This window comes from Pseudomonas sp. BRM28 (assembly GCF_002939405.1).
GTDB lineage: Bacteria > Pseudomonadota > Gammaproteobacteria > Pseudomonadales > Pseudomonadaceae > Aquipseudomonas > Aquipseudomonas palmensis.
In genome coordinates this window covers 5,268,235-5,292,246 of sequence record NZ_PEFV01000001.1, presented here as the reverse complement: position 1 = coordinate 5,292,246, position 24,012 = coordinate 5,268,235, and the positions used below count along the sequence as shown (strand labels likewise).

Below are 24,012 nucleotides of genomic sequence, written 5' to 3'. Positions count from 1 at the left end.
GACCTATTCTCGGCCGTCTGATCCTCCAGTGGCGAAGGACCTTATTATTGTATGCGTAACGCGATTCTACAGGGCGTAAGAAAAATTGTAAGTACTTTAGTGCCCGGGCCTGCCGACAGCGGCAGCCTCCCCTGCAGTACATCAGGCTGACGCCCCAGCTGTATACGGGCCGATGAACGGCTATGCTGTGCGCTCAGGGGTACCAGGGAAACCCTGCCCTTGAAATCATCCGCGCTCATCCCGCACAGGTAGACACCATGCCCCTCACGAAAAAACGCCCCGGTCGCTGGACCCTGCGAGCCCTGCTGCCATGGCTGGTGGGGGCGATACCGGTGGTGTCCGGCGTGCTGATCATGCACTGGCAGGCACAGCGTGAGCTCGAGGCCAGGGCCGTGAACACGGCCGCCCTGGTCACCGGGCACTTCGAACGCATCCTCGACAACATCGCCGGCGCCGCCCAGGCCCTGCTGCCCCTGACCCGCCAACCCTGCGCAGAGGCCACGCTGGCGCTGCGCGAACAGGTGACACGCGGCTCGTTCGTACGCTCCAGCAACCTGTTTCGTGACAATGACCTGTACTGCAGTTCGCTGTTTGGCAACTTCAGCGAGCCGGTGGATGCCAAGGACTATGTGGATGGCAGCCTGTGGCTGATGAACGGCAACTCGGTGACGCCCGGCCATGCGCTGCTGGCCTACCGGCTCAGCAAGGGCAACGACGGCGCCATCACCACCGTCGATGGCGACCACCTGAGCAGCGCCCTGGAGCTGCTCGACCAGGGCACCACCCTGGTGCTGCAGGTAGGCCCCAACTGGATGGGCGAAGACGGCGTGGTGCACCAGGGCCCGCCCCCGGTGTTTGCCGTGGCGCCGACGCAGCAGGCCTCGCAGCGCTATCGTTTTTCGGTGCACAGCGGTTATGCCGCTGGCGAGCCCTGGCGCCTGATGCGCGCCGAGTACCCGGGGCTGTTCGGCCTGGTAACCCTGCTGGGCGTGATGGCCGGCGCGGCCTGCCGCTGGCAGCTGCGCAGGGCCAGTTCGCCACGGGTGGAGCTGCAACGGGCACTGGAGGCCGACGAGTTCATCCCGTACTTCCAGCCGGTGGTGCGCGAGGGTGACTACCGCTGGGCCGGCGCCGAGGTGCTGATGCGCTGGCAGCACCCGCGCGAAGGCATGGTGCGCCCAGACCTGTTCATTCCCTATGCCGAGCACAGCGGCCAGATCGTGCCCATGACCCGGCGCCTGATGCAGCGCGTGGCCGAAGGCCTGGCGCCCCACGCCGAGACCTTTGGCGACGGCTTTCATGTGGGCATCAACATCACTGCCGATCACTGCCAGGACATGGCCCTGTATGACGACTGCCGCGATTTTCTCGCCGCCTTCCCGCCTGGCCGGGTGATCCTGACCCTGGAGCTGACCGAGCGCAAGCTGGTGGTACCCAGCGACACCACCGAGCAGCTGTTCGCAAGGCTGCAGGCCCTGGGGGTGATGATCGCCATCGATGATTTCGGCACCGGCCAGTCGAGCCTGGGCTACCTGCGCCAGTTCAAGGTCGACTACCTGAAGATCGACCAGAGCTTCGTGGCCATGATCGGCGTCGATGCCCTGTCGCTGCATATCCTCGACAGCATCATCGAGCTGTCGGGCAAGCTGGGCCTGGGCATCGTCGCCGAGGGCGTGGAGACCATCGCCCAGCGCGACTACCTGGCCCGGCACCGGGTGGACTTCCAGCAGGGCTACCTGTTCGCCCGGCCGATGCCGTTGGCCGAGTTCGTGGCTGCATTGGGCACACAGCCGGTTGCCCAGGTGACGCGCCCCTGAGATCATGCGCGCTCACCACTTCCCTACCCCTTCGTGCTCCCGAGGCCCCCTTGTCCAGAGGCATCGTTTCATCGGTCATGGCGTCGTGTCTGTTCGCCCTGATGTACTACTACACCTCCCTGCTCACCCCCCTCGACGGCGAGGAGATCTTCGGTTGGCGCATGCTGCTGACCCTGCCGTGCATCACGCTGTTCATGCTGCTGTCCAAGGACTGGCCACTGGCAATCGGCGTACTGCAGCGCATCCGGCGCAACCCGCTGCTGTTGCTGGGGCTGGTGGGTACCTCGACATTGATGGGTCTGCAGCTGTGGGTGTTCCTGTGGGCACCGCTGCACGGGCGCAGCATGGAGGTGTCGCTGGGGTACTTCCTGCTGCCGCTGACCATGGTGCTGACCGGGCGGGTGGTGTACGGCGAGCGCCTGTCACGCCTGCAGAAGGTCGCCGTGGCCTGCGCCGTGGTGGGGGTGGGGCATGAACTGATACGCCATGGCTCGTTCGCCTGGGAAACCCTGCTGGTGGCCGGCGGCTACCCGTTCTACTTCATCTTGCGGCGCAAGTTGCGCACCGATCACCTGGGCGGGCTGTGGGCCGACATGTGCCTGATGATGCCGCCCTCGGTGTACTTCATCGTGCAGGGCCCGCTGAGCGCAGCCGACCTGCTGGCCCACCCGCAGCTCTATGTGCTGATCCCGATCCTGGGGGTGATCAGCGCCCTGGCGCTGGTCACCTACGTGATGGCCAGCCGTCTGCTGGCGTTCAGCCTGTTCGGCCTGCTCAGCTATGTGGAACCGGTGCTGCTGGTGGCGGTGGCCCTGATCCTGGGCGAGAGCATCGCCCCGGACCAGTGGCTGACCTACCTGCCGATCTGGCTGGCCGTGGTGGTGCTGGTGCTCGAGGGGGTCAGGCACCTGCTGCGTCAGCGGCGGCGTTCGGTGTAAGCCGTACCTGCCGCACCCGGCGCTCCTGCACGGCCTCGACGGTCATCAGCCAGTCGCCCCAGGTCAGTTGATCGCCCACCCGCGGCAGGCGGTCGAGCAGGCTCATGACCAGGCCAGCGAGGGTCTGGTAGTCCTCGGTGGGCTTGGCCGCAAAGCCGATCTGCGCCTGGATCTGGCGCAGGTTCAGCGCGCCGTTGACCAGGTAGCCGTCCGGCGCCTGCACGATGCCCGGCCCTTCGACTTCACTGGCATCAGGCAGCTCGCCGGCGATGGACTCGAGGATATCGGTCATGGTCAGCACGCCGGTGAAGTCGCCGAATTCGTTGACCACGAAGGCGATGTGGGTCGACTGGCTGCGCATCTGCTCCAGCGCGTTGAGGATGCTGAAACTCTCCAGCAGGTTCAGCGGCGTGCGCGCCAGGCGCTCCAGGTCCGGCTCGTGACCGGCCAGCAGCTCCCTGAGCAGCTCCTTCTTGTGCACGAAGCCCAGCGGCTCCTCCACCCGCCCCTGGCGAATCAGCGGCAGGCGCGAGTAGGACGAATGCATCAGCGCGGTACGGATCGCCTCCGGCGGTTGCGCCAGGTCGATGAAGTCAACTTTGGCGCGTACTGTCATCAGCGTTCTGATGGGGCGTTCGGCCAGGTTCAGCACGCCGCTGATCATCACCCGTTCGCGGCGGTCGAACAGCACCTGTTCATCGCCATCCTCGACCAGGTCGGCGATGTCCTCACCCACCTCGTCGGCCTGCAACCGGCGCCCACCCAGCATGCGCATCACCGCGTGGGCGGTGCGCTCGCGCAATGGCCGGTGCTGTTGCAGGCTGCGCTTGCGCCGGGCGCGGGCCAGCTGGTTGAACAGCTCGATCAGGATCGAGAAGCCGATTGCCGCGTACAGGTACCCCTTGGGTATATGAAAGCCCAGGCCCTCGGCGGTGAGGCTGAAGCCGATCATCATCAGAAAACCCAGGCACAGCATGATCACCGTGGGGTGGGCGTTGACGAAGCGGGTCAGCGGCTTGCTCGCGACGATCATGATGCCGATGGAGAAGATCACCGCGATCATCATGATCGACAGGTGCTCGACCATGCCCACGGCGGTAATCACCGCGTCCAGCGAGAACACTGCATCGAGTACCACGATCTGCGCCACGATCGGCCAGAACGCCGAATGGCGCGCCGGGCCCTGATGGTGGGCGACATGCCCCTCGAGACGCTCGTGCAACTCCATGGTGGCCTTGAACAGCAGGAACACACCGCCGAACAGCATGATCAGGTCACGGCCCGAGAAGCTCTTGTCGAACACCTCGAACAGCGGCGCGGTCAGCGTCACCATCCACGAGATGCTGGCCAGCAGGCCCAGGCGCATGATCAGCGCCAGCGACAGGCCGATCACCCGCGCGCGGTCGCGCTGATGGGGCGGCAGCTTGTCGGCGAGAATCGCGATGAACACCAGGTTGTCGATACCCAGTACCAGCTCGAGCACGATCAGCGTGGCAAGGCCCAGCCAGGCCGTGGGGTCGGCTAGCCATTCCATGGGCAGGTACTCAGGCGGGAAACGTCACGGGGACGGGAAAGGGAGGATGGCCAGGACGGCCGGGTACTGGGAGGCTCCGAGAACGAAGTCATATCAACCTTGGGTCAATTAGGGACGGTGATCCTACAATTTCAGCTGACTTTTCTCACAGCGTGAAATTATTTCAATCTGTGGCAAAACACCCGCTGCGGCACAGGGCAATTTCCTTCAATACCCCACCGACCTTCCCGCCTACCCTCGCTGCACCCTCCCCCTCAAGGATCTGCCGCATGAGCCTCAGCCTTTCCATGGCCGCCTTCGCCCTGGCCGCCTCCATTTCCCCTGGCCCGGTCAACATCGTTGCCCTGGGCGCCGGCGCACGGCATGGCTTGCGCCCGGCCATGCGCCACGTTACCGGCGCCACCCTGGGGTTCATCCTGCTGCTGGTACTGATCGGCCTGGGCCTGCACGAGGTGCTGCGCCACTGGCCAGGTCTTGCCGTTGCCCTGCACTGGGCCGGGGTGCTGTTTCTGCTGTACATGGCATGGAAACTGTCCCGCGACGACGGCGCGCTCGGTGAAGGGCGTGATACCCACGCACCCAGCCTGCTGCGCGGCGCTGCCATGCAATGGCTCAACCCCAAGGCCTGGCTGGCCTGCGTGGCGGGCATCGGAGCCTTCGTGGGCCAGGGCGAAACCGCCCTGCTGGGCCAGTTCAGCCTGATCTACCTGGTGATCTGCTACCTCTCGCTGGGCTGCTGGGCGCTGGCCGGCAGCCTGATCCGCAGCTACCTCGACAACCCGCGGCGCCTGCGCCTGTTCAATCGCAGCCTGGCCGCCCTGCTGGTGCTGAGTGCGCTGTACCTGATGCAGGGGTCTGTATGAAAAAGACGAAGGTCAGGCTGTTTTCAACGCAGCATCACCGAGTATCAAGGCTTTTCGTACAGCGCCTAGGCTGAGCGGTAATGCCCGGGCGTCGCAGCCAGGTGCTGCTTGAATGCCCGTTGCAGATGCGCCTGGTCGGCAAACCCGGCCTCCAGCGCCACCTCGGCGATCAGCCGGCCCTGGCGCAACTGGGCGCGGGCGTACTGCACGCGGCAGTCCAGCACAAAGCCGTGCGGGGTCAGGCCGTAATGCTGCTTGAAGGTGCGGATCAGATACGAGGTGGACAAGCCGGCCGCCTGGCTGATGTCTTCGAGCTTGAGCGGTTCGGTGCAATGTGCGCGAATGAATGCCGCCGCCCGCTCCAGCCGCGCATCCGGCCTGGCCAGCGGCGGTGGCGCTGCCTCCAGCTGCTGGCGCAGGTCGCCGAAGAACGCTTCGGCAGCCGCCGCCTTGCACGCCGTGCCACGCTGGTTGTCGATGAGCATGTCGTACAGCTGCAACAGGGCCTCGAACAGGGCCGGGGCGGTACTCAGGGTGGCAGCGACCGGTGCGAAGCCAAGCCGGGTCAGCCACGGCATGTCCACGTACAGCATCAGGTACGACCACGGCTGGTCGGCGATCGGGTTGCAGGCATGCACCACACCGGGGTTCATCATCACCACCGTGCCGGTCTCGACCTCGCGCCAGGTGTGCCCGCTGAGGTAGGAGCTACGCCCGGCAGTGATCGCACCGATGGAAAACCCGGCATGGGAATGGCGCGCATAGCAGACCTTGCGACCGTCTGCGACCCCGCGCGCCTCGATGAAGGGCAACGCCGGGTCACGCCAGAAATACGAGGTGGTGGTCATCGCGTGCGGGCCTGTGGGCAGTGGAACAACCCGCACTCTATCAGGCTTCAGGGCGTGCCACTGCCCCTTGCGCACCGCTCGTCGCCGCTTGCGCGCCCTGATAAGCTGCCGCGCAGACCGTTCAAGGAAGACCCGCATGAGCAGCAAGCGCTTCACCGAAACCAGCAAATTTCTCAGCTACGTGCTGCGTCACGCCCCCGAATCCATCGATCTGCAACTGGACAGCGAAGGCTGGGGCGATGTCGATGCACTGATTGCCGGCGCCGCCCGCCAGGGCCGCGCGCTGGACCTGGCGCACCTGCAGGCGGTGGTGGCCAGCAGCGACAAGAAACGCTTCGGCCTGTCGGACGATGGCCGCAGGATTCGCGCCGTACAGGGGCACTCGACAGCGACGGTCGAGCTCCAGTACGCGCCCAAGGCGCCGCCTGCCGAGCTGTACCACGGTACGGCAACGCGCTTTCTCGACTCGATTGCCCAACAGGGCCTGATCGCCGGCAACCGTCACCACGTGCACCTGTCCCACGACCCTGCCACGGCCATTGCGGTCGGCCAGCGTTACGGCTCACCGGTACTGCTGCACATCGATGCAGCGGCAATGCACGCCCAGGGCCTGGCGTTCTTCCAGGCCGACAATGGCGTATGGCTGACGGCCCACGTGCCGGTTGCGTTCATTCGACAGCCCGGTTAAACCGGCGAGTCGGCGTCGTGCACCACCACCAGCAACTGCGCCTGCACCGCCCCGACCGAGCGTAGCCGGTGCGGCGTCTGGGCATTGAAGTGCAGCGCATCACCGCGCTCGAGCAACACCCGCTCGTGCATGAAGTCCACTTCCACCTGCCCTTCGTGCACGAACAGGAACTCTTCGCCCAGGTGCTCCTTGAACGTCGAGTCGCTGAAGTCCGCCGGCGGGCAGATGATGAACGGCAGCAGGCTGCGCTGGCCGATATGCTGGGCCAGCACCGCGTAGCCCGGCCCTTCGGCGCTGCCGGACAACGCCTGGCGCTCACCCCGGCGTACCAGGCTGTAGCGCGCCTGCGCAGGCTGGTCTTCGGCGAACAGTTCTTCCACGTTCACGTTCAACGCCCGCGCCAGTTTCAGCGCCGCCGCAATCGAAGGCGTGTTCAGACCCCGTTCCACCTTGGACAGGTAGCTCTTGGTCATGGCCGTTTTCTCGGCCAGCGTCTCAAGCGTCAGCCCAAGTTTTTTTCTTAATACTTTCAATCGGATAGACATTTAACGCCGCTATTCCCGGTGCAATGGGCAACCTTTCCCTTGCCAATGACACTTTGTGTCATATAGCCTTGTTTGTGTCATAAGGTTGACCACCCCGCTCACCTTCCAAGCAACCGGGGCGGGCCAGCCCTGACGTCCGATCCGCCACCGAGGAAACCCCAATGGCCAAGACATTAGCACTCCCCAAGGACCAACTGGTCAAGCAGGCCCTGGAACAGATGCAGGGCTCGCTTGCCGATAATACGTGGACTGTGCGTGAAAAGCTGGCGCTGACCTGCCGAATCCTGTTCGACAACGGCCACGACTCCGGCCTGGCCGGGCAGATCAGTGCCCGCGGCCCGCAACCGGGCACCTTCTACACCCAGCAACTAGGGCTGGGCTTCGATGAAATCACCGCCAGCAACCTGCTATTGGTCAACGAGGACCTGGAGGTGCTCGAAGGCAGCGGCATGCCCAACCCGGCCAATCGCTTTCACAGCTGGGTGTACCGCGCACGCCCGGATGTGAACTGCATCATCCACACCCACCCGACCCACATCGCCGCGCTGTCGATGCTCGAGGTACCGTTGCAGGTGTCGCACATGGACCTCTGCCCGCTGTACGAGGACTGCGCGTTTCTCGAAGGCTGGCCCGGGGTGCCGGTGGGCAACGAGGAAGGCGAGCTGATCAGCGCGGCGCTGGGCGACAAGCGCGCCATCCTGCTCTCGCACCACGGCCAGCTGTCGACCGGCGCCAGCATCGAGGAAGCCTGTGTGATCGCGCAGTTGATCGAGCGCGCGGCGCGCCTGCAGTTGCTGGCGATGTCAGCCGGCCAGATCAAGCCCATCGAGCCGGTGCTGGGGCGCGAAGCGCACGACTGGATCGCCCGCCCCAAGCGCCACGGCGCGGCGTTCGCCTACTATGCCCGGCAGTGCCTGCGTCAGCATGCCGATTGCCTGAACTGAACCTGTTTTCTGCGGAGTGTTTTTCATGTCCACGACTTTTCACGGCATCATCGGCTACACCATCACCCCGTTCAGCGCCGACGGCACCCAGCTCGACCTGACGGCCCTTGGCCGCTCCATCGATCGGCTGATCGAAGGTGGCGTACAGGCCATCGCGCCCCTGGGCAGCACGGGCGAAGGCGCCTACCTGAGCGACCGCGAGTGGGACCAGGTGGCCGAGTTCAGCCTGGCGCACATTGGCGGGCGGGTACCGACCATTGTCAGCGTCTCGGACCTGACCACCGCCAGCGCCATGCGCCGCGCGCGCTTTGCCGAGGCCCATGGGGCAGATGCGGTGATGGTATTGCCGGCGGCCTACTGGAAGCTGAGCGAAGCCGAGATCCTGCAGCACTACCAGAGCATCGGCGACTGCATCGGCGTGCCGATCATGCTCTACAACAACCCGGCCACCAGCGGCACCGACCTGTCGGTGGAGCTGATCATGCGCATCGTGCGCCAGGTCGAGAACGTGACCATGGTCAAGGAGAGTACCGGCGACATCCAGCGCATGCACAAGCTGCAGCAGTTGGGCGAAGGCCAGGTGCCGTTCTACAACGGCTGCAACCCGTTGGCCCTGGAAGCGTTCGTGGCCGGTGCCACGGGCTGGTGCACGGCGGCAGCCAACCTGATTCCGGCGCTCAACCAGCAGCTGTACCAGGCCGTGCTGGGTAACGACCTTGAGGCGGCGCGGGCGCTGTTCTACCGGCAGTTGCCATTGCTGGAGTTCATCCTCAAGGGCGGCTTGCCGGCGACGGTGAAGGCAGGGTTGGCGTTGACCGGGCTGGAGGTGGGCGAGCCGCGCAGGCCGGTGTTCGGGCTGGATGACGCCGGGCGTGAGCGGTTGCGCGGGTTGCTCGAACAGATGGGGTAAGGCCTTCTCACGGCCTCAGCGCACGGGATTGCCACGGCCAACAGGGCATGCATCGCCAGCCCTGTTGGCTCGGCTTCAGGGCGCTACAACCGCCAATCCAGGCTCACCGTCAGCGTGCGCGGATCACCCCAGTACACCCCGTTGTAGAACCCCACGTTGTTGTAGTACCTGGTATCCAGCAGGTTCTTCACGTTCAAGGACGCCGACAGGTGTTCGTCGAACTCGTAACGGGACATCAACCCCACCACCGTGTAGGACCGCTGGCGAATGTCAGCCGGCGCCGTGATGATCCGGCCATCGCTGCCTCGCCCCACCGGACGATTGCCGCTGCGGTAGATGTCGCTCTGCCAATCCACCGACCCACCCACGGTCAACCTGTCCATCACCCTGTAGGTGCTGTTCCAGCGCACCATGTTCAACGGCTGGGTGGTGTTGCGCCGCTTGTGCTCGGCATCCAGCGAGTGGGTGTAGCTGTAGCCCAGGGTCATGTTCCACCCCGCCATCACCTCGCCAGCGACCTCCGCCTCGAAGCCCTCCACGGTATTGCCCTTGCCGCCGGACTTGTAATACTGCTCGCCGTTGGGCCCTACCGGAATGGAATCGTCCACCTCGGCCACGTTGTCCTGCTTGCTGCGAAACACCGCCGTCGACAGGTTCAGGCGCTCGTCCAGCAGGCTGCCCTTCAGGCCCACCTCGTAGTTGCTGCCCACCACCGGTTCCAGGTACTTGTCGTCGACATCCTTGTAGTTCTGCGGCTTGAAGATGTCGGTATAGCTGGCGTACACGGTGTATTGGTCGGTGATGTCGTACAGAACGCCCGCATAGGGTGTCCACACGTCATTGTGGGTGCGGCTGGAGCGCGGGTTCTCCACCACCTGCCCCGCCGCATCGAATGCCCATGAGCGCCCCGTGACCTTCCAGCTGCCGTAGCGGCTGCCCAGCACCAGGTGCAGTGCATCGGTCACGTTCAGCCGGGTGGCGACATAGCCGGCCTTCTGCTGCGTGGTATCGCGCGAACCATCCAGGTTGGTCACGGTATCGGCGAACTTGTCTACCCCGCCCAGGTACTTCCAGTCGGGGATGGTCGTGTAGCCGGGCGGCAGGTCCAGGGGCCGCTTGAGCGGCGCGCTGTTGCGCCGCTGCGACTCGCCATAGCCGATCATGAATTCGTGCTCGCGCCCCAGCAGCGCAAAGGGCCCGCCCAGGTTGAGGTCGGCGGCGCTCATTTTCTCGTCGCCGATGAAGTGGCTGACCCAGGCATTCATGCCGCTGCGGTCGGCCTCGGGGAAGCCCTGGCCACCGAAGTACACCTTGCCGTCGGTTTCGCTCTGGCGGTAGGTGTAGGCCGCCTTGAGGTGCCAGTCGCCGCCCAGGCGCTGGTCGAGGGTGGCGAACACGGTCTCGTCCTTGAGCGGCCACGAACTCCACGGCGCCGAGATGTTGTTCGAGCGCGGCAGCTTGGCCTTGCCACCGGAGGCGTTCCAGTACGGCACGGTGCCCCACGAGGCACCCTGTACATGCTTGTTCTGGTAGTCGTACCCCACCGCCAGCACGGTGTCGTCGCTCAGGTCACCCTCGAGAATGCCGTAGGCCACCTCGCGCTGGGTCTGGTAGCGGTCGCGAAACGAATGGGCGTCGCGGTAGGCCAGCACGCTGCGCCCGCGCAGACGACCGTCGAAGGCCAGCGGCCCGCCCACGTCGACATAGCTGTAGTAGTTGTCGTAGCTGCCGCCACGCAGGCCGGTTTTCACCGCCAGTTCATGGGTGGGGCGCTTGCGCATCATGTTGATGGTGCCCGACGGGTCGCCGGCGCCGGTGGTCAGCCCGGTGGCGCCACGCACCACTTCGATGCGGTCGTAGATGATGGTGTCCGAGTCGGACTTGAGCCCCGAGAAGGTGTTGAGCATGCCGTCGATCTGGAAGTTGTCGATGGCATAGCCGCGCGAGTTGTAGGTGGGGCGCTCGGAGTCGTTGCGCTGCACCACCACGCCCGTCACCTGGCCCATGGCTTCGGAGAGGTTGTCGAGCTGGAAGTCGTCCAGCTGCTGGCGGGTCAGCACCGACATCGACTGCGGGGTGTCCTTGATCGACAGGTTCAGGCGGGTGGCGGTGCTCATGCTGCCGGTGGTGTAGGCCCCGGTGTTTTCGGTGGTGCTGCCCAGGCCCTGGGCATTCACGTTGGTCGAACCCAGCTCCAGCGCCTGGGGGGCGGCGTCGGGCAGAGGTTCGTTGTCAGCCAGTGCGACGGCGCTGCAGGCGGTGCCGCACTGGCCCAGTGTCAACGTCATGGAACGGGTAATCGGCGCGAACATCGCGGCCTTCTCCTTGTTTACGACGGGAAATTCCGTTTAGAAGTACACAGCGGGACATCATCGGATCACCCTTAATACGAATGCTTATTGATTTAATTTAGGCATGAAAAAGGCGATCCGAAGATCGCCTTTTTTACCCGCCGGATGCGCTACGGCATCACAGGTGGCGTGTACTGCAACGTGGTGCCCAGCGCCCAGAGCAAGAACAGCACCAGCGGCACGTGCACCAGCAACTGCACGAACGAGAAGCCGATCAGGTCGCGCGCCTTGAGCCCCAGCACGCCCAGCAGCGGCAGCATGTAGAACGGGTTGATCAGGTTGGGCAGCGCCTCGGCGGCGTTGTAGATCTGCACCGCCCAGCCCAGGTGGTACTGCAGGTCGTTGGCCACCAGCATCACGTAGGGCGCCTCGATGATCCACTTGCCGCCACCGGAGGGAATGAAGAAGCCCAGCACCGCAGAGTACACGCCCATCAGCAAGGCGTAGGTGTCATGCGAGGCGATCTGCACGAAGAAGGTGGAGATATGGTGCGCCAGGGTTTGCGCGTCCACGCCCTTGACCTGGGTGAGGATGGCCGCGATCGAGCCGTACAGCGGGAACTGGATCAGTACCCCGGTGGTGGTCGGCACCGCACGGCTCACCGCATCCAGGAAGCTGCGCGGGCGCCAGTGCAGCAAGGCGCCGAGCATGATGAACAGAAAGTTGTAGGTATTGAGCCCCGAGATCGCGGTGATGGCCGGCTTGGTCGAGAACTCGTGGTACAGCCAGCCAGCCGCCAGGGCCACCAGCAGCAGGGTCAGCACCGGGCTGTATTCCAGCCATTCACCCGGGCGCGTGCGCTGCGCCGGTGGTGGTGCGCTGAAGCTGGGGTCGATGCCACAGGCCTGGGCATCGCGGGCACTCTGCGGGCCGGGTGCAGTGGCGTAGGCCACGATCAGCGACACGATGACCAGCGCCGCCAGCATCACGCCCGACTGCCAGAGGAAGATGGTTTCGGTGAACGGGATCACCCCGGTGATCGCCAGGATCGACGGCGGCAGGCTGGCCGGGTTGGCTTGCAGCTGCGCGGCCGACGAGGACAGGCCCAGGGCCCATACGGCGCCCAGGCCCAGGTAGGCGGCGGCACCGGCGGCGCGGTAGTCCATCTTCAGGTCGGTACGGCGCGCCAGGGCGCGTACCAGCAGGCCGCCGAACACCAGCGACAGGCCCCAGTTGAGCAGCGAGGCGACCATCGATATCAGCGCCACCCAGCACACGGCCGAACGGCCGTTCTTCGGAATGCGCGCCAGGCGGTCGATGAGTTTCACCGCCGGCGGCGAGCTGGCCACCACATAGCCGCCGATGACCACGAAGGCCATCTGCATGGTGAAGGGGATCAGGCTCCAGAACCCGTCACCGAAGGCGGTGGCGGTATCGAGGGGTTTGGCGCCCATGGCCAGGGCGGCCAGTGACACCAGCACCACGGCCAGGGCGGCGAACACCCAGGAGTCGGGGAACCAGCGTTCGGCCCAGTTGGAGCAACGCAGGGCAAAGCGGGCGGAGCGGCTGTCTTGGAGTTCGGCGGCCACGGGATTTTCCTTCTTATTGATTTTTTTTGAACGGCTGAAGGCCCCTTCGCCGGCAAGGCCGGCTCCTGCACAGGAATGCGTGGTTCCCTGCAGGAGCCGGCCTTGCCGGCGAAGAGGCCAGCACAGGCAAGGCGGTTATCAGCCTAGAACGTCATCTCTTTCACATCATCGGCCACGATCAGCTTGCCGGCGGTCTTGGCGACGATCTCTTCCACGCTCACCCCCGGCGCTGTCTCGCGCAGGATGAACGCGCCATTCTCGATCTCAAGATAGGCCAGGTCGGTCAGCACCTTGCGGATGCAGCCGGCACCGGTCAGCGGCAGGCTGCAACGCGACAGCAGCTTGGACTCGCCGTCCTTGGAGGCATGGGTCATGGTGACGATGATGTTCTCGGCACCGGCCACCAGGTCCATCGCCCCGCCCATGCCCTTGACCAGTTTGCCCGGGATCATCCAGGAGGCGATGTTGCCCTCCACGTCCACCTCGAACGCCCCCAGCACGGTGAGGTCGACGTGGCCGCCACGGATCATCGCGAAGGACTCGGCCGAGTTGAAGATCGACGCGCCGGTGCGGGCGGTCACGGTCTGCTTGCCGGCGTTGATCATGTCGGCGTCCAGCTGCGCTTCGGTGGGGAATTCCCCCATGCCCAGCAGGCCGTTCTCCGATTGCAGCATCACGTCCATATCCGCCGGGACGTAGTTGGCCACCAGGGTCGGGATGCCGATGCCAAGGTTGACGTAGTAGCCGTCCTTGAGTTCACGGGCTACACGTTGTGCCATTTGTTCGCGGGTAAGTGCCATGCTCAGGTTCTCTTTGTTGTTCTGCGCGGGGTCGGGTCAGGCTTTGACGGTGCGTTTTTCGATACGCTTCTCGAACGTGCCGACGATGACCCGGTCGACGTAGATGCCCGGGGTATGGATCTCGGTAGGCAGCAGCACGCCTGGCTCGACGATCTCCTCGACCTCCACCACGGTGATCCTGCCGGCGGTGGCGGCCAGCGGGTTGAAGTTCTGCGCGGTGTTGCGGTACACCACGTTGCCGTAGTGGTCGGCCTTCCAGCCCTTGACGATGGCGAAGTCACCGGTGATGGCTTCTTCGAGGATGTACTTGCGCCCGTTGAATTCGCGCACTTCCTTGCCTTCGGCCACCGGGGTGCCGTAGCCGGTGGCGGTGAAGAAGGCCGGGATGCCGGCGCCGCCGGCGCGCATCTTCTCGGCCAGGGTGCCTTGCGGGGTAAGTTCCACTTCCAGCTCGCCGCTGAGCAGCTGACGCTCGAACTCGGCGTTTTCGCCCACATACGAGGCGACCATCTTGCGGATCTGGTGGTCTTCGAGCAGCACGCCCAGGCCGAAGCCGTCGACGCCGCAGTTGTTGGACACCACGGTCAGGCCGCGCACGCCACGGCGCTTGATCTCGGCAATGAGGTTTTCAGGGATGCCGCACAGGCCGAAGCCGCCTGCCAGTACGGTCATGTTGTCGGCAAGGCCTTCGAGGGCCTCTTCATAGGTCGCTACGCGCTTGTCCAGTCCGGCCATGCTGATTCGCCTTTTGTAGTTGTAGAACCGACGAGGGTCGTCGGAGAGCGTCTGGGGCCATCTTCACCCTTGGCCACTCATTTGTTAATTTTGTTTTTTTGATGGATTGATTGGTTATTCAAATCAATGTCGACGCGGGTAGGCTTGACCCGCCACAAAACCCTAAAGGACAGTAGACCACCCTCCCCACTTTGCAGGAGCCTTCCATGCGTACGCTCGAACTCGGCGACTCCACCGTACCCGTCATCGGCCAGGGCACCTGGTACATGGGCGAAGACCCCGGCCAGCAGAAAGCCGAGGTCGCCGCCCTGCAGCACGGCATCGACCTGGGCCTGACGTTGATCGACACCGCCGAAATGTATGCCGAGGGCGGCGCCGAGCGGGTGGTGGGCCAGGCCATCCAGGGGCGTCGCGAGCAGGTCTGCGTGGTCAGCAAGGTGTACCCGCACAACGCCAGCCGCAGCGGCATCCCCGCCGCCTGCGAGCGCAGCCTGCAGCGCCTGGGCACCGACCATATCGACCTGTACCTGCTGCACTGGCGCGGCCAGTACCCGCTGGAGGAAACCGTCGAAGCCTTCGAGCGCCTGCGCGAGGCCGGCAAGATCCGGCGCTGGGGCATGTCCAACTTCGATACCGATGACCTGCGCGAGCTGGACAACCCGGCCTGCGCCACCAACCAGGTGCTGTACAACCCCGAGCAGCGCGGCATCGAGTTCGACCTGCTGCCCTACAGCCACAAGCGCCACTTGCCAACCATGGCCTACTGCCCGCTGGCCCAGGCCGGACGCCTGCTCAAAAACGCGACCCTCAACCAGATCGCCGAACGCCATGGCGCCACCGCGGCCCAGGTGGCGCTGGCCTGGGTAACCCGTGAAGACGGCGTGATCGCGATCCCCAAGGCGGTGGACAAGCGCCATGTGCAGCTCAATGCCGCCGCGGCCAGCCTGACCTTGAGCAGCGAAGACCTGCGCGCCATCGACCGCGCCTTCCCGCCGCCCACCCGCAAGCAGCGCCTGGCGATGGTGTGATCAGCGAAAGTCGCGGCTGCGCACATCCAGCCCGTGCAACAGCGGGCTGAGGTCTTCCAGGCGCTTCGCGATCAGGTGGCGCACGCCGTCGGCGCATTCGAGCGTACCCATCACCCGCAGCAGCTGCGAGCCCACCAGCACCCGGCGCTGACGCTCGGCCAGCTCGCGCCACACCACCACGTTGACCATGCCGAACTCATCCTCCAGGGTCACGAAGGTCACGCCGCTGGCAGTGCCTGGCCGCTGGCGCCCGGTGACCAGCCCCGCCACGCTCACCGCATCGCCGTGTTCGGCCCCCTCCAGGGCCTGCGAACTGCGACAGCCCAGGCCATTCAGGCGTCGGCGCAGCAGGCTCAGCGGGTGCGGGCCCAATGTGGTGCCGACGCTGGCATAGTCGGCAAACAGGTCCTCGCCCACGCTGGGCACCGGCAGGTTCACCGGCGCTTCACGGGGCGGCTCCACCCCGGCGAACAGCGGCAGTTGCGCCTGCACCGCCGCCACTTCCCAGCGCGCCTGATAACGGTGCCCGGCCAGGGCGCCCAGGGCCCCGGCATCGGCCAGCAGCGCCCGCGCCCGCGCATCCAGGCCGGCACGCAGGCACAGGTCGGCCACATCGCCGAACGCCCGCTGCGCCCTGGCCTGTGCCAGGCGCAGGGCATCGTCCTGGCGAAAGCCGCGCACCTGGCGCAGGCCAAGGCGCAGCGCCAGTTCATCGCCGCCCACCGGCTCCAGGCTGCAGTCCCACTGGCTGTGCTGCACATCCACCGGGCGAATCTGGATGCGGTGGCGGCGCGCGTCCTGCAGGATCTGGTCCGGGCTGTAGAAGCCCATCGGCCAGCTGTTGATCAGCGCACAGGCGAAGATCGCCGGCTCGTGGCACTTGAGCCAGCAACTGGCGTAGGTCAGCAAGGCAAAGCTGGCCGCGTGGGACTCGGGGAACCCGTAGCTGCCAAAGCCCTTGATCTGCTCGAAGATGCGCTCGGCGAACTCGACGCTGTAGCCGTTGTTCAGCATGCCCCGGGTCAGCCGCTCGCGGTGTGGCTCCAGGCCGCCGTGACGTTTCCAGGCGGCCATCGAACGGCGCAACTGGTCGGCCTCGCCCGCCGTATAGTCGGCGGCCACCATGGCCAGCTCCATCACCTGTTCCTGAAACAGCGGCACACCCAGGGTGCGCTCGAAGACCTTCTTCAGCGCATCCGACGGGTAGGTCACCTGCTCCTGCTTGTTACGCCGGCGCAGGTACGGGTGCACCATGTCGCCCTGGATCGGCCCGGGGCGCACGATGGCCACCTCGATCACCAGGTCGTAGAACTCGCGTGGCTTGAGCCGCGGCAGCATGGCCATCTGCGCCCGTGACTCGATCTGGAACACCCCCACGGTATCGGCACGGCCGATCATGTCGTAGGTGGGGACATCGTCCGGCGGCAGGGTCGCGATGGTCAGCTCGCGCCCGCGGTGGTAGCGCACCAGGTCGAAGCAGCGGCGCAAGGCGCTGAGCATGCCCAGGGCCAGGATATCGACCTTGAGCAGGCCGACCATGTCCAGGTCGTCCTTGTCCCACTGGATCACCGTGCGTTCGTCCATGGCGGCGTTTTCCACCGGCACCAGGGTGTCCAGTGGCTGCTCGGAAATCACGAAGCCACCAGGGTGCTGCGACAGGTGCCGGGGGAAGCCGATCAGCTCGCCGGTCAAGGTCAGCACCCGGTGCAGCAGCGGGCTGTCGGGGTCGAAACCGGCTTCGCGCAACCGCTCCGGCGGCGGGATGCGGTCGGTCCAGCGCCCGCAGCAATCGGCCAGGGCGTTGATCTGGTCGGGCGGCAGCCCCAGCACCCGGGCAATGTCGCGCACCGCCCCGGCGGCATGGTAGGTGCTGGCCACGGCCGTCAGGGCGGCGCGGTGGCGGCCATAGCGGTTGAACACGTATTGCAGCACCTCTTCGCGCCGTTCGTGCTCGAAGTCCACGTCGATGTCCGGCGGCTCGTCGCGTTCACGCGATAAAAAGCGCTCGAACAGCAGGTGCGTGCGGGTCGGGTCCAGCTCGGTGATGCCCAGCACGAAGCACACCACCGAGTTGGCTGCCGAGCCCCGGCCCTGGCACAGAATGCCCTGGCCACGGGCAAAATGAACGATGTCGTAGACGGTCAGGAAGTAGCTCTCGTAACCCAGCTCGGCGATCAGTGCCAGTTCGTGTTCGAGGGTCTGGCGCACGGCCGGCTCGATTCCCCCCGGCCAGCGCCACGGCACCTGGCGTTCGCACAGCGTGCGCAGCCAGCCGGTCGGCGTGTACCCCTCGGGCACCACTTCGCGCGGGTACTGGTAGCGCAACTGGCCGAGGTCGAAGGTGCAGCGCCGGGCAATCTCCAGGGTGGCCTCAAGCAGGTGGGCCGGGTACAGCTCGGCCAGCTGCGCCAGGGGCCGCAGGTGCCGCTCGCCATTGGCGAACAGGTGCTGCCCGGCACCGGCCACGGTGCTGTGATGGCGCAGCGCGCTCATGCAGTCCTGCAGCGCGCGCCGCCCACGCGCATGCATGTGCACGTCGCCACAGGCCACGGTGCGCAGGTTCAGGCTCGCGGCCAACCCCTGCAGTTGTTGCAGGCGCTGATGGTCGTCGGCACCGCGATGCAGTTGCACCGCCAGCCACAGGCGCTCGCCGAACACCTCGCGCAGCCACAGGCCGGGGCCGGCCTGCAACGGCTCGTCCGGCACCCACAGCGCCAGCAGGCCGTGCAACGGGCCGGCGAAGTCTTCGCGCAGCAGCTGGTATTCGCCCTTTTTCGCCCGGCGCCGCGCCAGGGTGATGAGCCGACACAGGTGCTGGTAGCCGCTCAGGTTTTCGACCAGCAGCACCAGCCTGGGGCCGTCGTGCACCCGCACCTCGCTGCCGACGATCAGCTTGAGGCCCGTCTCCCTGGCCGCCTGCCAGGCGCGCACGATACCGGCCAGGGTGCATTCGTCGGTGATCGCCAGGGCCTGGTAGCCCTGCTGGTGCGCCCGCTCGAACAGCTCGCGGGCACTCGAGGCCCCGCGCTGGAAGGTGAAGTTCGACAGGCAGTGCAGCTCGGCATAGCCCACGCTCATGCGAACCAGCCCTGCAGCCACAACGGCCCGCCTTCGCCCAGTGGCCGGTAGGCCCAGCCGCGCTGGCCAGCCGGGGTTTCGACCAGGTAGTAGTCACGCCGCACATCGCCGCCATCCCACCAGCCGGATTCGATCCGCTCGGGCCCGGCCAGCAGGCGCAGGCCCTCGGGCGCCAAGGCCTGCGGCTCGGCCAGCAGCCAGCCCGGGCGCGGCGGCCCGCCCGGCGCACGGGCCAGCGGCGGGGCGCCGCCTGCCGCCTGCCAGGCGCACTCGGGGCGGTGGTCGGCAAAAGCCTGCACAGCCCGCACGCTCTCATCGCCCAGGCGTGCACGCAAACGCTCGCGCAACTGCTCCCAGCCCTGTTGCTGCTGGGGCCGCGCATTGAACAGCTCGCCCGGTTGCGGCACGAACGCCGGCAGGTCGTCGGCCACCAGGCGCACGCTGCGCACCGGTGCGGGCAGGCTCAACTGCTCCAGGCGCCCGCGTGCCAGCTCGAACAGCATGCCCGCCTCGCGTTCGGCGGCCAGCAGGCCGACCACCACCGGCGTGGCGACGCCCCGGGCATGTTCCAGGTGCAGGGTAAAACGCTGCACGCCGCCGTCACGGCTGGCCAGGAACGCCGCCAGGTCGGCAATCAGCCGGCGCAACGGAAACAACAGCGCCTGGTGCGATTCCACATCGAAGTTGAGTTCCAGGCGCGCCTCGAACCGGTCCGGCGGCCGGTAGCACGCCAGCGCCATGGGGCGCAGGCCCAGCAGGCGATCCAGGTGCACCTGCACGCTGGCGGCAAAACGCCTGGCCAGGGTGTCGCGCGGCAACCCCAGCACCTGCCCAAGGTCGCGCAGGCCCATGCGCGACAAGGCCGTGGCGGCCTCCACCGGCAGGCCGATGCGGTCCACGGGCATCTGCGCAAGGGCGGCGCGGGTGGTCTGGGGGTCGTTCAGTGCCAGCCCGTCATGGGCGTTGGCCAGCATGCGCGCCGCCACCGGGTTGCTGGCCAGCACGATGCGATGACGCAGCCCCAGCTCGCCCAGCTCCTTGCGCAGGCGGGCCTCGAACAGCGACCAGGGCCCGAACAGGCCCAGGCTGGATTCGACTTCGAGCAACACGGTGCGTGGGTAATGCAGGCTGACCTGCGAACTGAACTGGTAGGCCCAGGCGGCCAGCAATTGCTGCAACTGCTCGACCGCCGCCGGGTCATGCTCGACGCAGGTAAAACTGCTGGCCAGGGCCTGCGCGGTGCTCAGGCTCTGCCCGGCGCGCAGCCCCAGGGCCCGGGCCGCCGGGTTGACCGCCTGCAATACGCGCCGCTGCGCCGGGCCGCTGAGCAGCACCAGCGGTGCCTGGGGGTCGTCGCGACCGCGCAGCACGCTGTCGAGTGCCAGTTGCGGCAGCAGGATGCAGGCCCACAGCATCGCCCATCACCCTCGCCCGGCCATGGCGATCGGGGTGGCCGGGGCCAGCCCGCCACGGCACTTGAGCACCCGCCACTGGGCCGGGTGCAGGTCGACGGCAATGCGCAGCGCGGCCGGCGACGGGTTGAGTGCCGCCTGCTGCGGGCGGCAGGCAAAGGCCAGGGTCTGGCCGGTTTCGGCAGCCACCTGCAGGCGGCGCAAGGCGCGGTCGTCGACCTGCTGCGGCCAGCACAGCACCGCGCCGCAACTGCCCGAGCGCAGGCACTGCTCGGCGGCCCACAGGGCCTCGATGCGGGAGGCCTGGATCAGCGACAGCCAGCGCAGGTCGACACCGGCTGCCAGCCAGGCGGGCGGGTACGGAATGAACGGCGGCGCCACCAGCACCACCCGTTCGCCGCTGGCAGTCAGGCGCGCCAGGCTCGGCCAGAGCAGGTGCAGCTCGCCGGCGCCCTCGGCAGCCAGCAGCAGTTCGCTGAGCGCACCCGGTGGCCAGCCGCCGCCGGGCAGCACCGCGTCCAGCGCGGCATGCCCGGTGGGTTGCAGGCCCCGGGGCTGGGCCAGCGGGCGCCCCTTCCAGACCCGACGCTCGTCGAGCAGCCCGTCGAGGCTGACCACCGCGCCCATCAGTCGCGCCTCAACAGGCCGCAGAACACCCCTTCGATCACGAAGTCGCGTTCGGGCCCCACGTCTATCGGTGCATAGGCCGGGTTGCGCGGCAGCAGGCGGTAGTGCGTGCCTGCGCGCTGGAAGCGCTTGATGGTGACCTCGCCATCGAGCCGGGCCACCACGATCTGCCCGTCGCGGGCATCGGGCTGCTGGTGAATGCCCACCAGGTCGCCGTCGAAGATACCGTCGTCGATCATCGAGTCGCCGCGCACCTTCAGCAGGTAGGTGGGGGTACGGCTGAACAGGTGCGCATCGAGCATCAGCTGTTCGTGGATGTCCACGTCGGGCCCGATCGGGCGGCCGGCGGCCACCTGGCCCAGTACCGGGATCTCCAGCACCTCGGGGCGGCGCAGCGCACCGGCCAGGCGGATGCTGCGCGCCTGGTTGGGGGTGACTTCGATGAAGCCGGCCTCGCACAGCGCCTGGATGTGCTTGCGCGCCACGCTGCGCGAGGCAAAACCGAAGGCCTGGGCGATGTCGGCCAGGCTCGGGGGCTGCCCTTGCTGCGCGATGCGGTCGCGGATGAAGGTCAGGATGGCGGCACGTTTGGGCGATAGTCTGTTCATGGAGCACATTTGTACTCTTTTCGGGTTTATCTGACCAGCCCCGCTGATCGCCACGGCAAAATGGTTATGATGGCCCGCCGTGCAATGGAAACCGCGCCCCATGCTTGAAGCCCTGCTGTTCGACCTCGATGGCACCCTGACCGACACCGATACCCTGCATTTGCAGGCACTGCAGCAGTTGCTGCGTGAGCAGGGTCGCGAACTGAGCGAGGCCGAGTTCGACGCCCACGTCAGTGGCCGGGCCAACGCCGACATGTGCCGCTACCTGTTCCCCGGGCGCCCGGTGGCCGAGCATGAGGCGTTCGCCGACCGCAAGGAGGCGCGCTTTCGTGCGCTGTCGCCGACCTTGCAGCCCACTGCCGGCCTCGAACGCCTGCTGGCGCATGCCGAGCGCCGCGGCATCGGCATGGCCGTGGTCACCAATGCGCCACGGGCCAATGCGCAGCACATGCTGGCAGCCATGGGCCTGGCCCAGCGCTTCGAGCATGTGCTGGTGGCCGAGGAACTGGCACGGGCCAAGCCCGATCCCCTGCCCTACCTCACCGGCCTGGAACGCCTGGGGGCCAGGGCAGACCATGCGCTGGCGTTCGAGGATTCGGTGCCGGGCGTGACGGCAGCGAGCCGCGCGGGGATCCTTACCGTGGGCCTGTCGACCAGCCAGGCGCCGCAGGTGCTGCTGGAGGCCGGTGCGCAGCTGGTGGTGAAGAACTTCGACGATGAGCGCCTGTGGCAACTGATTGCGCAGATGAGCGGCTGAAGCCACCCACCGCGCCGGTTTCGCCAGCCAGGCTGGCACGTGCACCATCGGGGGTCACCTTCGAGCGGTGCACGTTCGCTGTCGGTGCACCCCTGAGCCGGCCAATTCACAAAACATGACCAACGGGTCACATTTATCCCGCCCCTCTCCTACACTGTTCAATCGACCTGATACCGTCCGGAAAACTCGATCGAAAATAGTCGAAACTTCTGCAAACCCGGTAGGTCAGCAACTAAGTAGGCCAACGACTCTGGTTACCCAGGCGCAGCCCACCCCCCACTCGTCAGCACGCCATCGGCAGGAGCGCCGGCTGGCGTAGCGCTTGCACGTGTGTCCGGGGCGTTTCACCGCATCACATGACATAGCGAGAACAACAGTACAGACATGCAGCGGGTGGGATACGCCCGCAGAACAAGGGACGGAGACAAGTATGATCAGCGCCGCTGTCGAACCTCATGTAGAGCATTTCAACCCGGATACCAGCGCGCAGGTGCGTGCTGCCCAGATCGTCACGACAGCCAAGGCCCCTGCCCTCGATACCCGGCGCAACCCGAACAAGCGCAAGGTGCTGTTCGTGACCTCGGAAATCGCCGACCTGGTCAAGACCGGCGGCCTGGGCGACGTCTCCGCCGCCCTGCCCCGCGCCATGCGCCACCTGCACGATGTACGCGTGCTGATCCCCGGCTACCCGCAGGTACTCGAAAGCGACAACCCGATCCACCTGGTGGGCGAGCTGGGCGGCCATGCCGCACTGCCCCCGTGCAAGATCGGGCGCATGGACCTGGCCGACGGTCTGGTCATCTATGTACTGATCTGCCCCGAGCTGTACCAGCGCGAAGGCACCCCCTACGGCGCCAACAATGGCCGTGACTGGCCCGACAACCATATCCGCTTCGCCCGCCTGGGCCTGGCCGCCGCCGAAATCGCCGCGGGCGAGGGCATGGTGCACTGGAAGCCCGATCTGGTGCACGCCCACGACTGGCCTGCCGGCCTGGCCCCGGCCTACATGCACTGGCGCGGCCTGAACACCCCCACCCTGTTCACCATCCACAACCTGGCCTACCAGGGGGTGGTCAGCCGCGGCTGCTGCCCGGAACTGGCGATTCCCGAACACGCCCTGCAACAGGAAGGCATGGAGTTCTACGGCAAGCTGTCGTTTCTCAAGGCCGGCCTGGCCTACTCCAGCCACATCACCACGGTCAGCGCCACCTATGCCCGGGAAATCACCACCCCGGCCTTCGGCTGCGGGCTCGACGGTTTTCTTGGCAGCAAGGCGCAGCAGGGCCTGCTCAGCGGCATCCCCAACGGCATCGACGAAAGCTGGGATTCGGCCACCGACACCCACCTGACCCACCGCTTCAGCATCAACGACTGGGAAGGCAAGGCGGCCAACAGCAGCCAGGTGCGCGAGCTGTTCGAGCTGGAGCCCTCCACCGGCCCGCTGTTCGCCGTGGTCTCGCGCCTGGTGTACCAGAAGGGCCTGGACCTGACCCTGGGGGTGGCCGAGTACATCGTCGAACAGGGCGGCCAGATCGCCATCATCGGCCGCGGCGAACCGGAGGAAGAACAAGCCATGCGCGAGCTGGCCAGCCGCTTCCCGGGCCGCGTGGGGGTGCGCATCGGCTTCAACGAGACCGACGCACGGCGCATGTTCGCCGGCAGCGACTTTCTGCTGATGCCCTCGCGCTACGAGCCCTGCGGCCTGAGCCAGATGTACGCGCAGCGCTTCGGCTCGCTGCCGGTGGCGCGCAACACCGGCGGCCTGGCCGACACCATCGAGAATGGCGTCACCGGCTTTCTGTTCGACGAATCGAGCGTGGAGAGCTACCGCGAAGCACTCTCGCGGGCCTTCTACGTATACGGCAAGAAACACTTGCTCAATGCCATGCGCTGCCTGGCCATGACCCAGCCATTCAACTGGTGTCAGGCCGTGGAACCCTATGCCCACCTGTACGAGGAACTGGTGACGCGCGCCACGCTCAACGCAGGCTGAGGAGAAC

General features: G+C 66.4%; 20 protein-coding genes. 9 read left to right on the top strand and 11 right to left on the bottom strand.

The features are described 5' to 3' along the window. The first annotated feature begins 257 nt into the window (after nt 1–257). The gene (locus tag CR917_RS24370; protein WP_173925067.1) at nt 258–1,817 is read left to right on the top strand and encodes an EAL domain-containing protein; all 1,560 of its coding nucleotides are present in this window, start codon (nt 258–260) and stop codon (nt 1,815–1,817) included. Between the two features lie 50 nt (nt 1,818–1,867). Continuing rightward, nucleotides 1,868–2,755: an EamA family transporter RarD gene (gene rarD / locus CR917_RS24365; protein WP_043862930.1), complete on the top strand. Its 888-nt coding sequence runs from the start codon at nt 1,868–1,870 to the stop codon at nt 2,753–2,755. Here rarD and CR917_RS24360 read toward each other — a convergent pair. Continuing rightward, nucleotides 2,718–4,289 carry a TerC family protein gene (locus tag CR917_RS24360; protein ID WP_043862931.1) on the bottom strand — a complete coding sequence of 524 codons (1,572 nt, stop codon included), beginning with the start codon at nt 4,287–4,289 and terminating at the stop codon, nt 2,718–2,720. The genes rarD and CR917_RS24360 overlap by 38 nt on opposite strands. A 269-nt stretch (nt 4,290–4,558) precedes the next feature. Here CR917_RS24360 and CR917_RS24355 point away from each other — a divergent pair, with 269 nt between their 5' ends. Next, complete coding sequence (locus CR917_RS24355; RefSeq protein ID WP_104573089.1) at nt 4,559–5,152, top strand: LysE family translocator; 594 nt, start codon at nt 4,559–4,561, stop codon at nt 5,150–5,152. A 65-nt stretch (nt 5,153–5,217) separates the two neighbouring features. Here the strand turns inward: CR917_RS24355 and CR917_RS24350 are convergent, their stop codons facing one another. After that, on the bottom strand, nt 5,218–6,000 hold the full coding sequence (locus CR917_RS24350; protein WP_104573088.1) for an AraC family transcriptional regulator: 783 nt from the start codon (nt 5,998–6,000) through the stop codon (nt 5,218–5,220). Between the two features lie 136 nt (nt 6,001–6,136). On the opposite strand from CR917_RS24350, the gene CR917_RS24345 reads away from it, so the two are divergent. Next, nucleotides 6,137–6,688: an RNA 2'-phosphotransferase gene (locus CR917_RS24345; RefSeq protein WP_078480160.1), complete on the top strand. Its 552-nt coding sequence runs from the start codon at nt 6,137–6,139 to the stop codon at nt 6,686–6,688. Here CR917_RS24345 and CR917_RS24340 read toward each other — a convergent pair. Beyond that, nucleotides 6,685–7,233, bottom strand: a complete 549-nt coding sequence (locus CR917_RS24340) for a helix-turn-helix domain-containing protein (protein ID WP_043862935.1) — start codon at nt 7,231–7,233, stop codon at nt 6,685–6,687. The two genes, CR917_RS24345 and CR917_RS24340, sit on opposite strands and share 4 nt — an antisense overlap. Nucleotides 7,234–7,394: 161 nt before the next feature. On the opposite strand from CR917_RS24340, the gene CR917_RS24335 reads away from it, so the two are divergent. Further along, nucleotides 7,395–8,177, top strand: a complete 783-nt coding sequence (locus tag CR917_RS24335; RefSeq protein WP_043862936.1) for an aldolase — start codon at nt 7,395–7,397, stop codon at nt 8,175–8,177. Nucleotides 8,178–8,202: 25 nt separating this feature from the next. Further along, on the top strand, nt 8,203–9,087 hold the full coding sequence (locus tag CR917_RS24330; protein WP_043862937.1) for a dihydrodipicolinate synthase family protein: 885 nt from the start codon (nt 8,203–8,205) through the stop codon (nt 9,085–9,087). Nucleotides 9,088–9,170: 83 nt separating this feature from the next. Here CR917_RS24330 and CR917_RS24325 read toward each other — a convergent pair whose 3' ends face one another. The 4 genes from CR917_RS24325 to CR917_RS24310 all read right to left on the bottom strand — a co-directional run bounded on the left by CR917_RS24325 (nt 9,171) and on the right by CR917_RS24310 (nt 14,502). After that, a complete protein-coding gene (locus CR917_RS24325; protein ID WP_104573087.1) occupies nt 9,171–11,399 on the bottom strand; it encodes a TonB-dependent siderophore receptor in 2,229 nt (742 codons plus the stop codon). Between the two features lie 149 nt (nt 11,400–11,548). Next, nucleotides 11,549–12,967: a short-chain fatty acid transporter gene (locus tag CR917_RS24320; protein ID WP_104573086.1), complete on the bottom strand. Its 1,419-nt coding sequence runs from the start codon at nt 12,965–12,967 to the stop codon at nt 11,549–11,551. A gap of 143 nt (nt 12,968–13,110) precedes the next feature. After that, on the bottom strand, nt 13,111–13,767 hold the full coding sequence (locus CR917_RS24315) for a CoA transferase subunit B (RefSeq protein ID WP_054915387.1): 657 nt from the start codon (nt 13,765–13,767) through the stop codon (nt 13,111–13,113). A gap of 36 nt (nt 13,768–13,803) precedes the next feature. Continuing rightward, on the bottom strand, nt 13,804–14,502 hold the full coding sequence (locus CR917_RS24310) for a CoA transferase subunit A (RefSeq protein ID WP_104573085.1): 699 nt from the start codon (nt 14,500–14,502) through the stop codon (nt 13,804–13,806). 206 nt (nt 14,503–14,708) lie between these two features. Here CR917_RS24310 and CR917_RS24305 point away from each other — a divergent pair, with 206 nt between their 5' ends. Then, the gene (locus CR917_RS24305; protein WP_104573084.1) at nt 14,709–15,530 is read left to right on the top strand and encodes an aldo/keto reductase; all 822 of its coding nucleotides are present in this window, start codon (nt 14,709–14,711) and stop codon (nt 15,528–15,530) included. On the opposite strand, the gene CR917_RS24300 is transcribed toward CR917_RS24305, so the two are convergent. From CR917_RS24300 to lexA, 4 genes are read right to left on the bottom strand one after another with little or no spacing between them, the layout of a single operon-like run. After that, complete coding sequence (locus CR917_RS24300) at nt 15,531–18,629, bottom strand: error-prone DNA polymerase (protein ID WP_218278986.1); 3,099 nt, start codon at nt 18,627–18,629, stop codon at nt 15,531–15,533. Then, nucleotides 18,605–20,023, bottom strand: coding sequence for a DNA polymerase Y family protein (locus tag CR917_RS24295; protein WP_104573082.1), 1,419 nt, complete (start codon nt 20,021–20,023; stop codon nt 18,605–18,607). The genes CR917_RS24300 and CR917_RS24295 overlap by 25 nt, the downstream gene beginning before the upstream one ends. A gap of 6 nt (nt 20,024–20,029) precedes the next feature. Beyond that, entirely contained in the window at nt 20,030–20,647 is a 618-nt protein-coding gene (gene imuA, locus CR917_RS24290) for a translesion DNA synthesis-associated protein ImuA (RefSeq protein ID WP_104573081.1), read from the bottom strand. Then, on the bottom strand, nt 20,647–21,264 hold the full coding sequence (lexA, locus tag CR917_RS24285; protein WP_054915390.1) for a transcriptional repressor LexA: 618 nt from the start codon (nt 21,262–21,264) through the stop codon (nt 20,647–20,649). The genes imuA and lexA overlap by 1 nt, the downstream gene beginning before the upstream one ends. Nucleotides 21,265–21,355: 91 nt before the next feature. Here lexA and CR917_RS24280 point away from each other — a divergent pair, with 91 nt between their 5' ends. Continuing rightward, entirely contained in the window at nt 21,356–22,012 is a 657-nt protein-coding gene (locus CR917_RS24280; RefSeq protein WP_043862947.1) for an HAD family phosphatase, read from the top strand. A 430-nt stretch (nt 22,013–22,442) separates the two neighbouring features. Next, nucleotides 22,443–24,005 carry a glycogen synthase GlgA gene (glgA, locus tag CR917_RS24275; protein ID WP_104573080.1) on the top strand — a complete coding sequence of 521 codons (1,563 nt, stop codon included), beginning with the start codon at nt 22,443–22,445 and terminating at the stop codon, nt 24,003–24,005. Nucleotides 24,006–24,012 lie beyond the last annotated feature (7 nt).

Coding starts and splice junctions, on each gene's coding strand:
- CR917_RS24360 (WP_043862931.1), bottom strand. CDS start 4,289: ATGGAATGGCTAGCCGACCCCACGGCCTGGCTGGGCCTTGCCACGCTG.
- CR917_RS24305 (WP_104573084.1), top strand. CDS start 14,709: ATGCGTACGCTCGAACTCGGCGACTCCACCGTACCCGTCATCGGCCAG.
- CR917_RS24340 (WP_043862935.1), bottom strand. CDS start 7,233: ATGTCTATCCGATTGAAAGTATTAAGAAAAAAACTTGGGCTGACGCTT.
- CR917_RS24315 (WP_054915387.1), bottom strand. CDS start 13,767: ATGGCACTTACCCGCGAACAAATGGCACAACGTGTAGCCCGTGAACTC.
- CR917_RS24310 (WP_104573085.1), bottom strand. CDS start 14,502: ATGGCCGGACTGGACAAGCGCGTAGCGACCTATGAAGAGGCCCTCGAA.
- CR917_RS24280 (WP_043862947.1), top strand. CDS start 21,356: ATGCTTGAAGCCCTGCTGTTCGACCTCGATGGCACCCTGACCGACACC.
- CR917_RS24370 (WP_173925067.1), top strand. CDS start 258: ATGCCCCTCACGAAAAAACGCCCCGGTCGCTGGACCCTGCGAGCCCTG.
- CR917_RS24325 (WP_104573087.1), bottom strand. CDS start 11,399: ATGTTCGCGCCGATTACCCGTTCCATGACGTTGACACTGGGCCAGTGC.
- CR917_RS24295 (WP_104573082.1), bottom strand. CDS start 20,023: ATGCTGTGGGCCTGCATCCTGCTGCCGCAACTGGCACTCGACAGCGTG.
- CR917_RS24330 (WP_043862937.1), top strand. CDS start 8,203: ATGTCCACGACTTTTCACGGCATCATCGGCTACACCATCACCCCGTTC.
- CR917_RS24350 (WP_104573088.1), bottom strand. CDS start 6,000: ATGACCACCACCTCGTATTTCTGGCGTGACCCGGCGTTGCCCTTCATC.
- CR917_RS24355 (WP_104573089.1), top strand. CDS start 4,559: ATGAGCCTCAGCCTTTCCATGGCCGCCTTCGCCCTGGCCGCCTCCATT.
- CR917_RS24335 (WP_043862936.1), top strand. CDS start 7,395: ATGGCCAAGACATTAGCACTCCCCAAGGACCAACTGGTCAAGCAGGCC.
- CR917_RS24345 (WP_078480160.1), top strand. CDS start 6,137: ATGAGCAGCAAGCGCTTCACCGAAACCAGCAAATTTCTCAGCTACGTG.
- lexA (WP_054915390.1), bottom strand. CDS start 21,264: ATGTGCTCCATGAACAGACTATCGCCCAAACGTGCCGCCATCCTGACC.
- glgA (WP_104573080.1), top strand. CDS start 22,443: ATGATCAGCGCCGCTGTCGAACCTCATGTAGAGCATTTCAACCCGGAT.
- imuA (WP_104573081.1), bottom strand. CDS start 20,647: ATGGGCGCGGTGGTCAGCCTCGACGGGCTGCTCGACGAGCGTCGGGTC.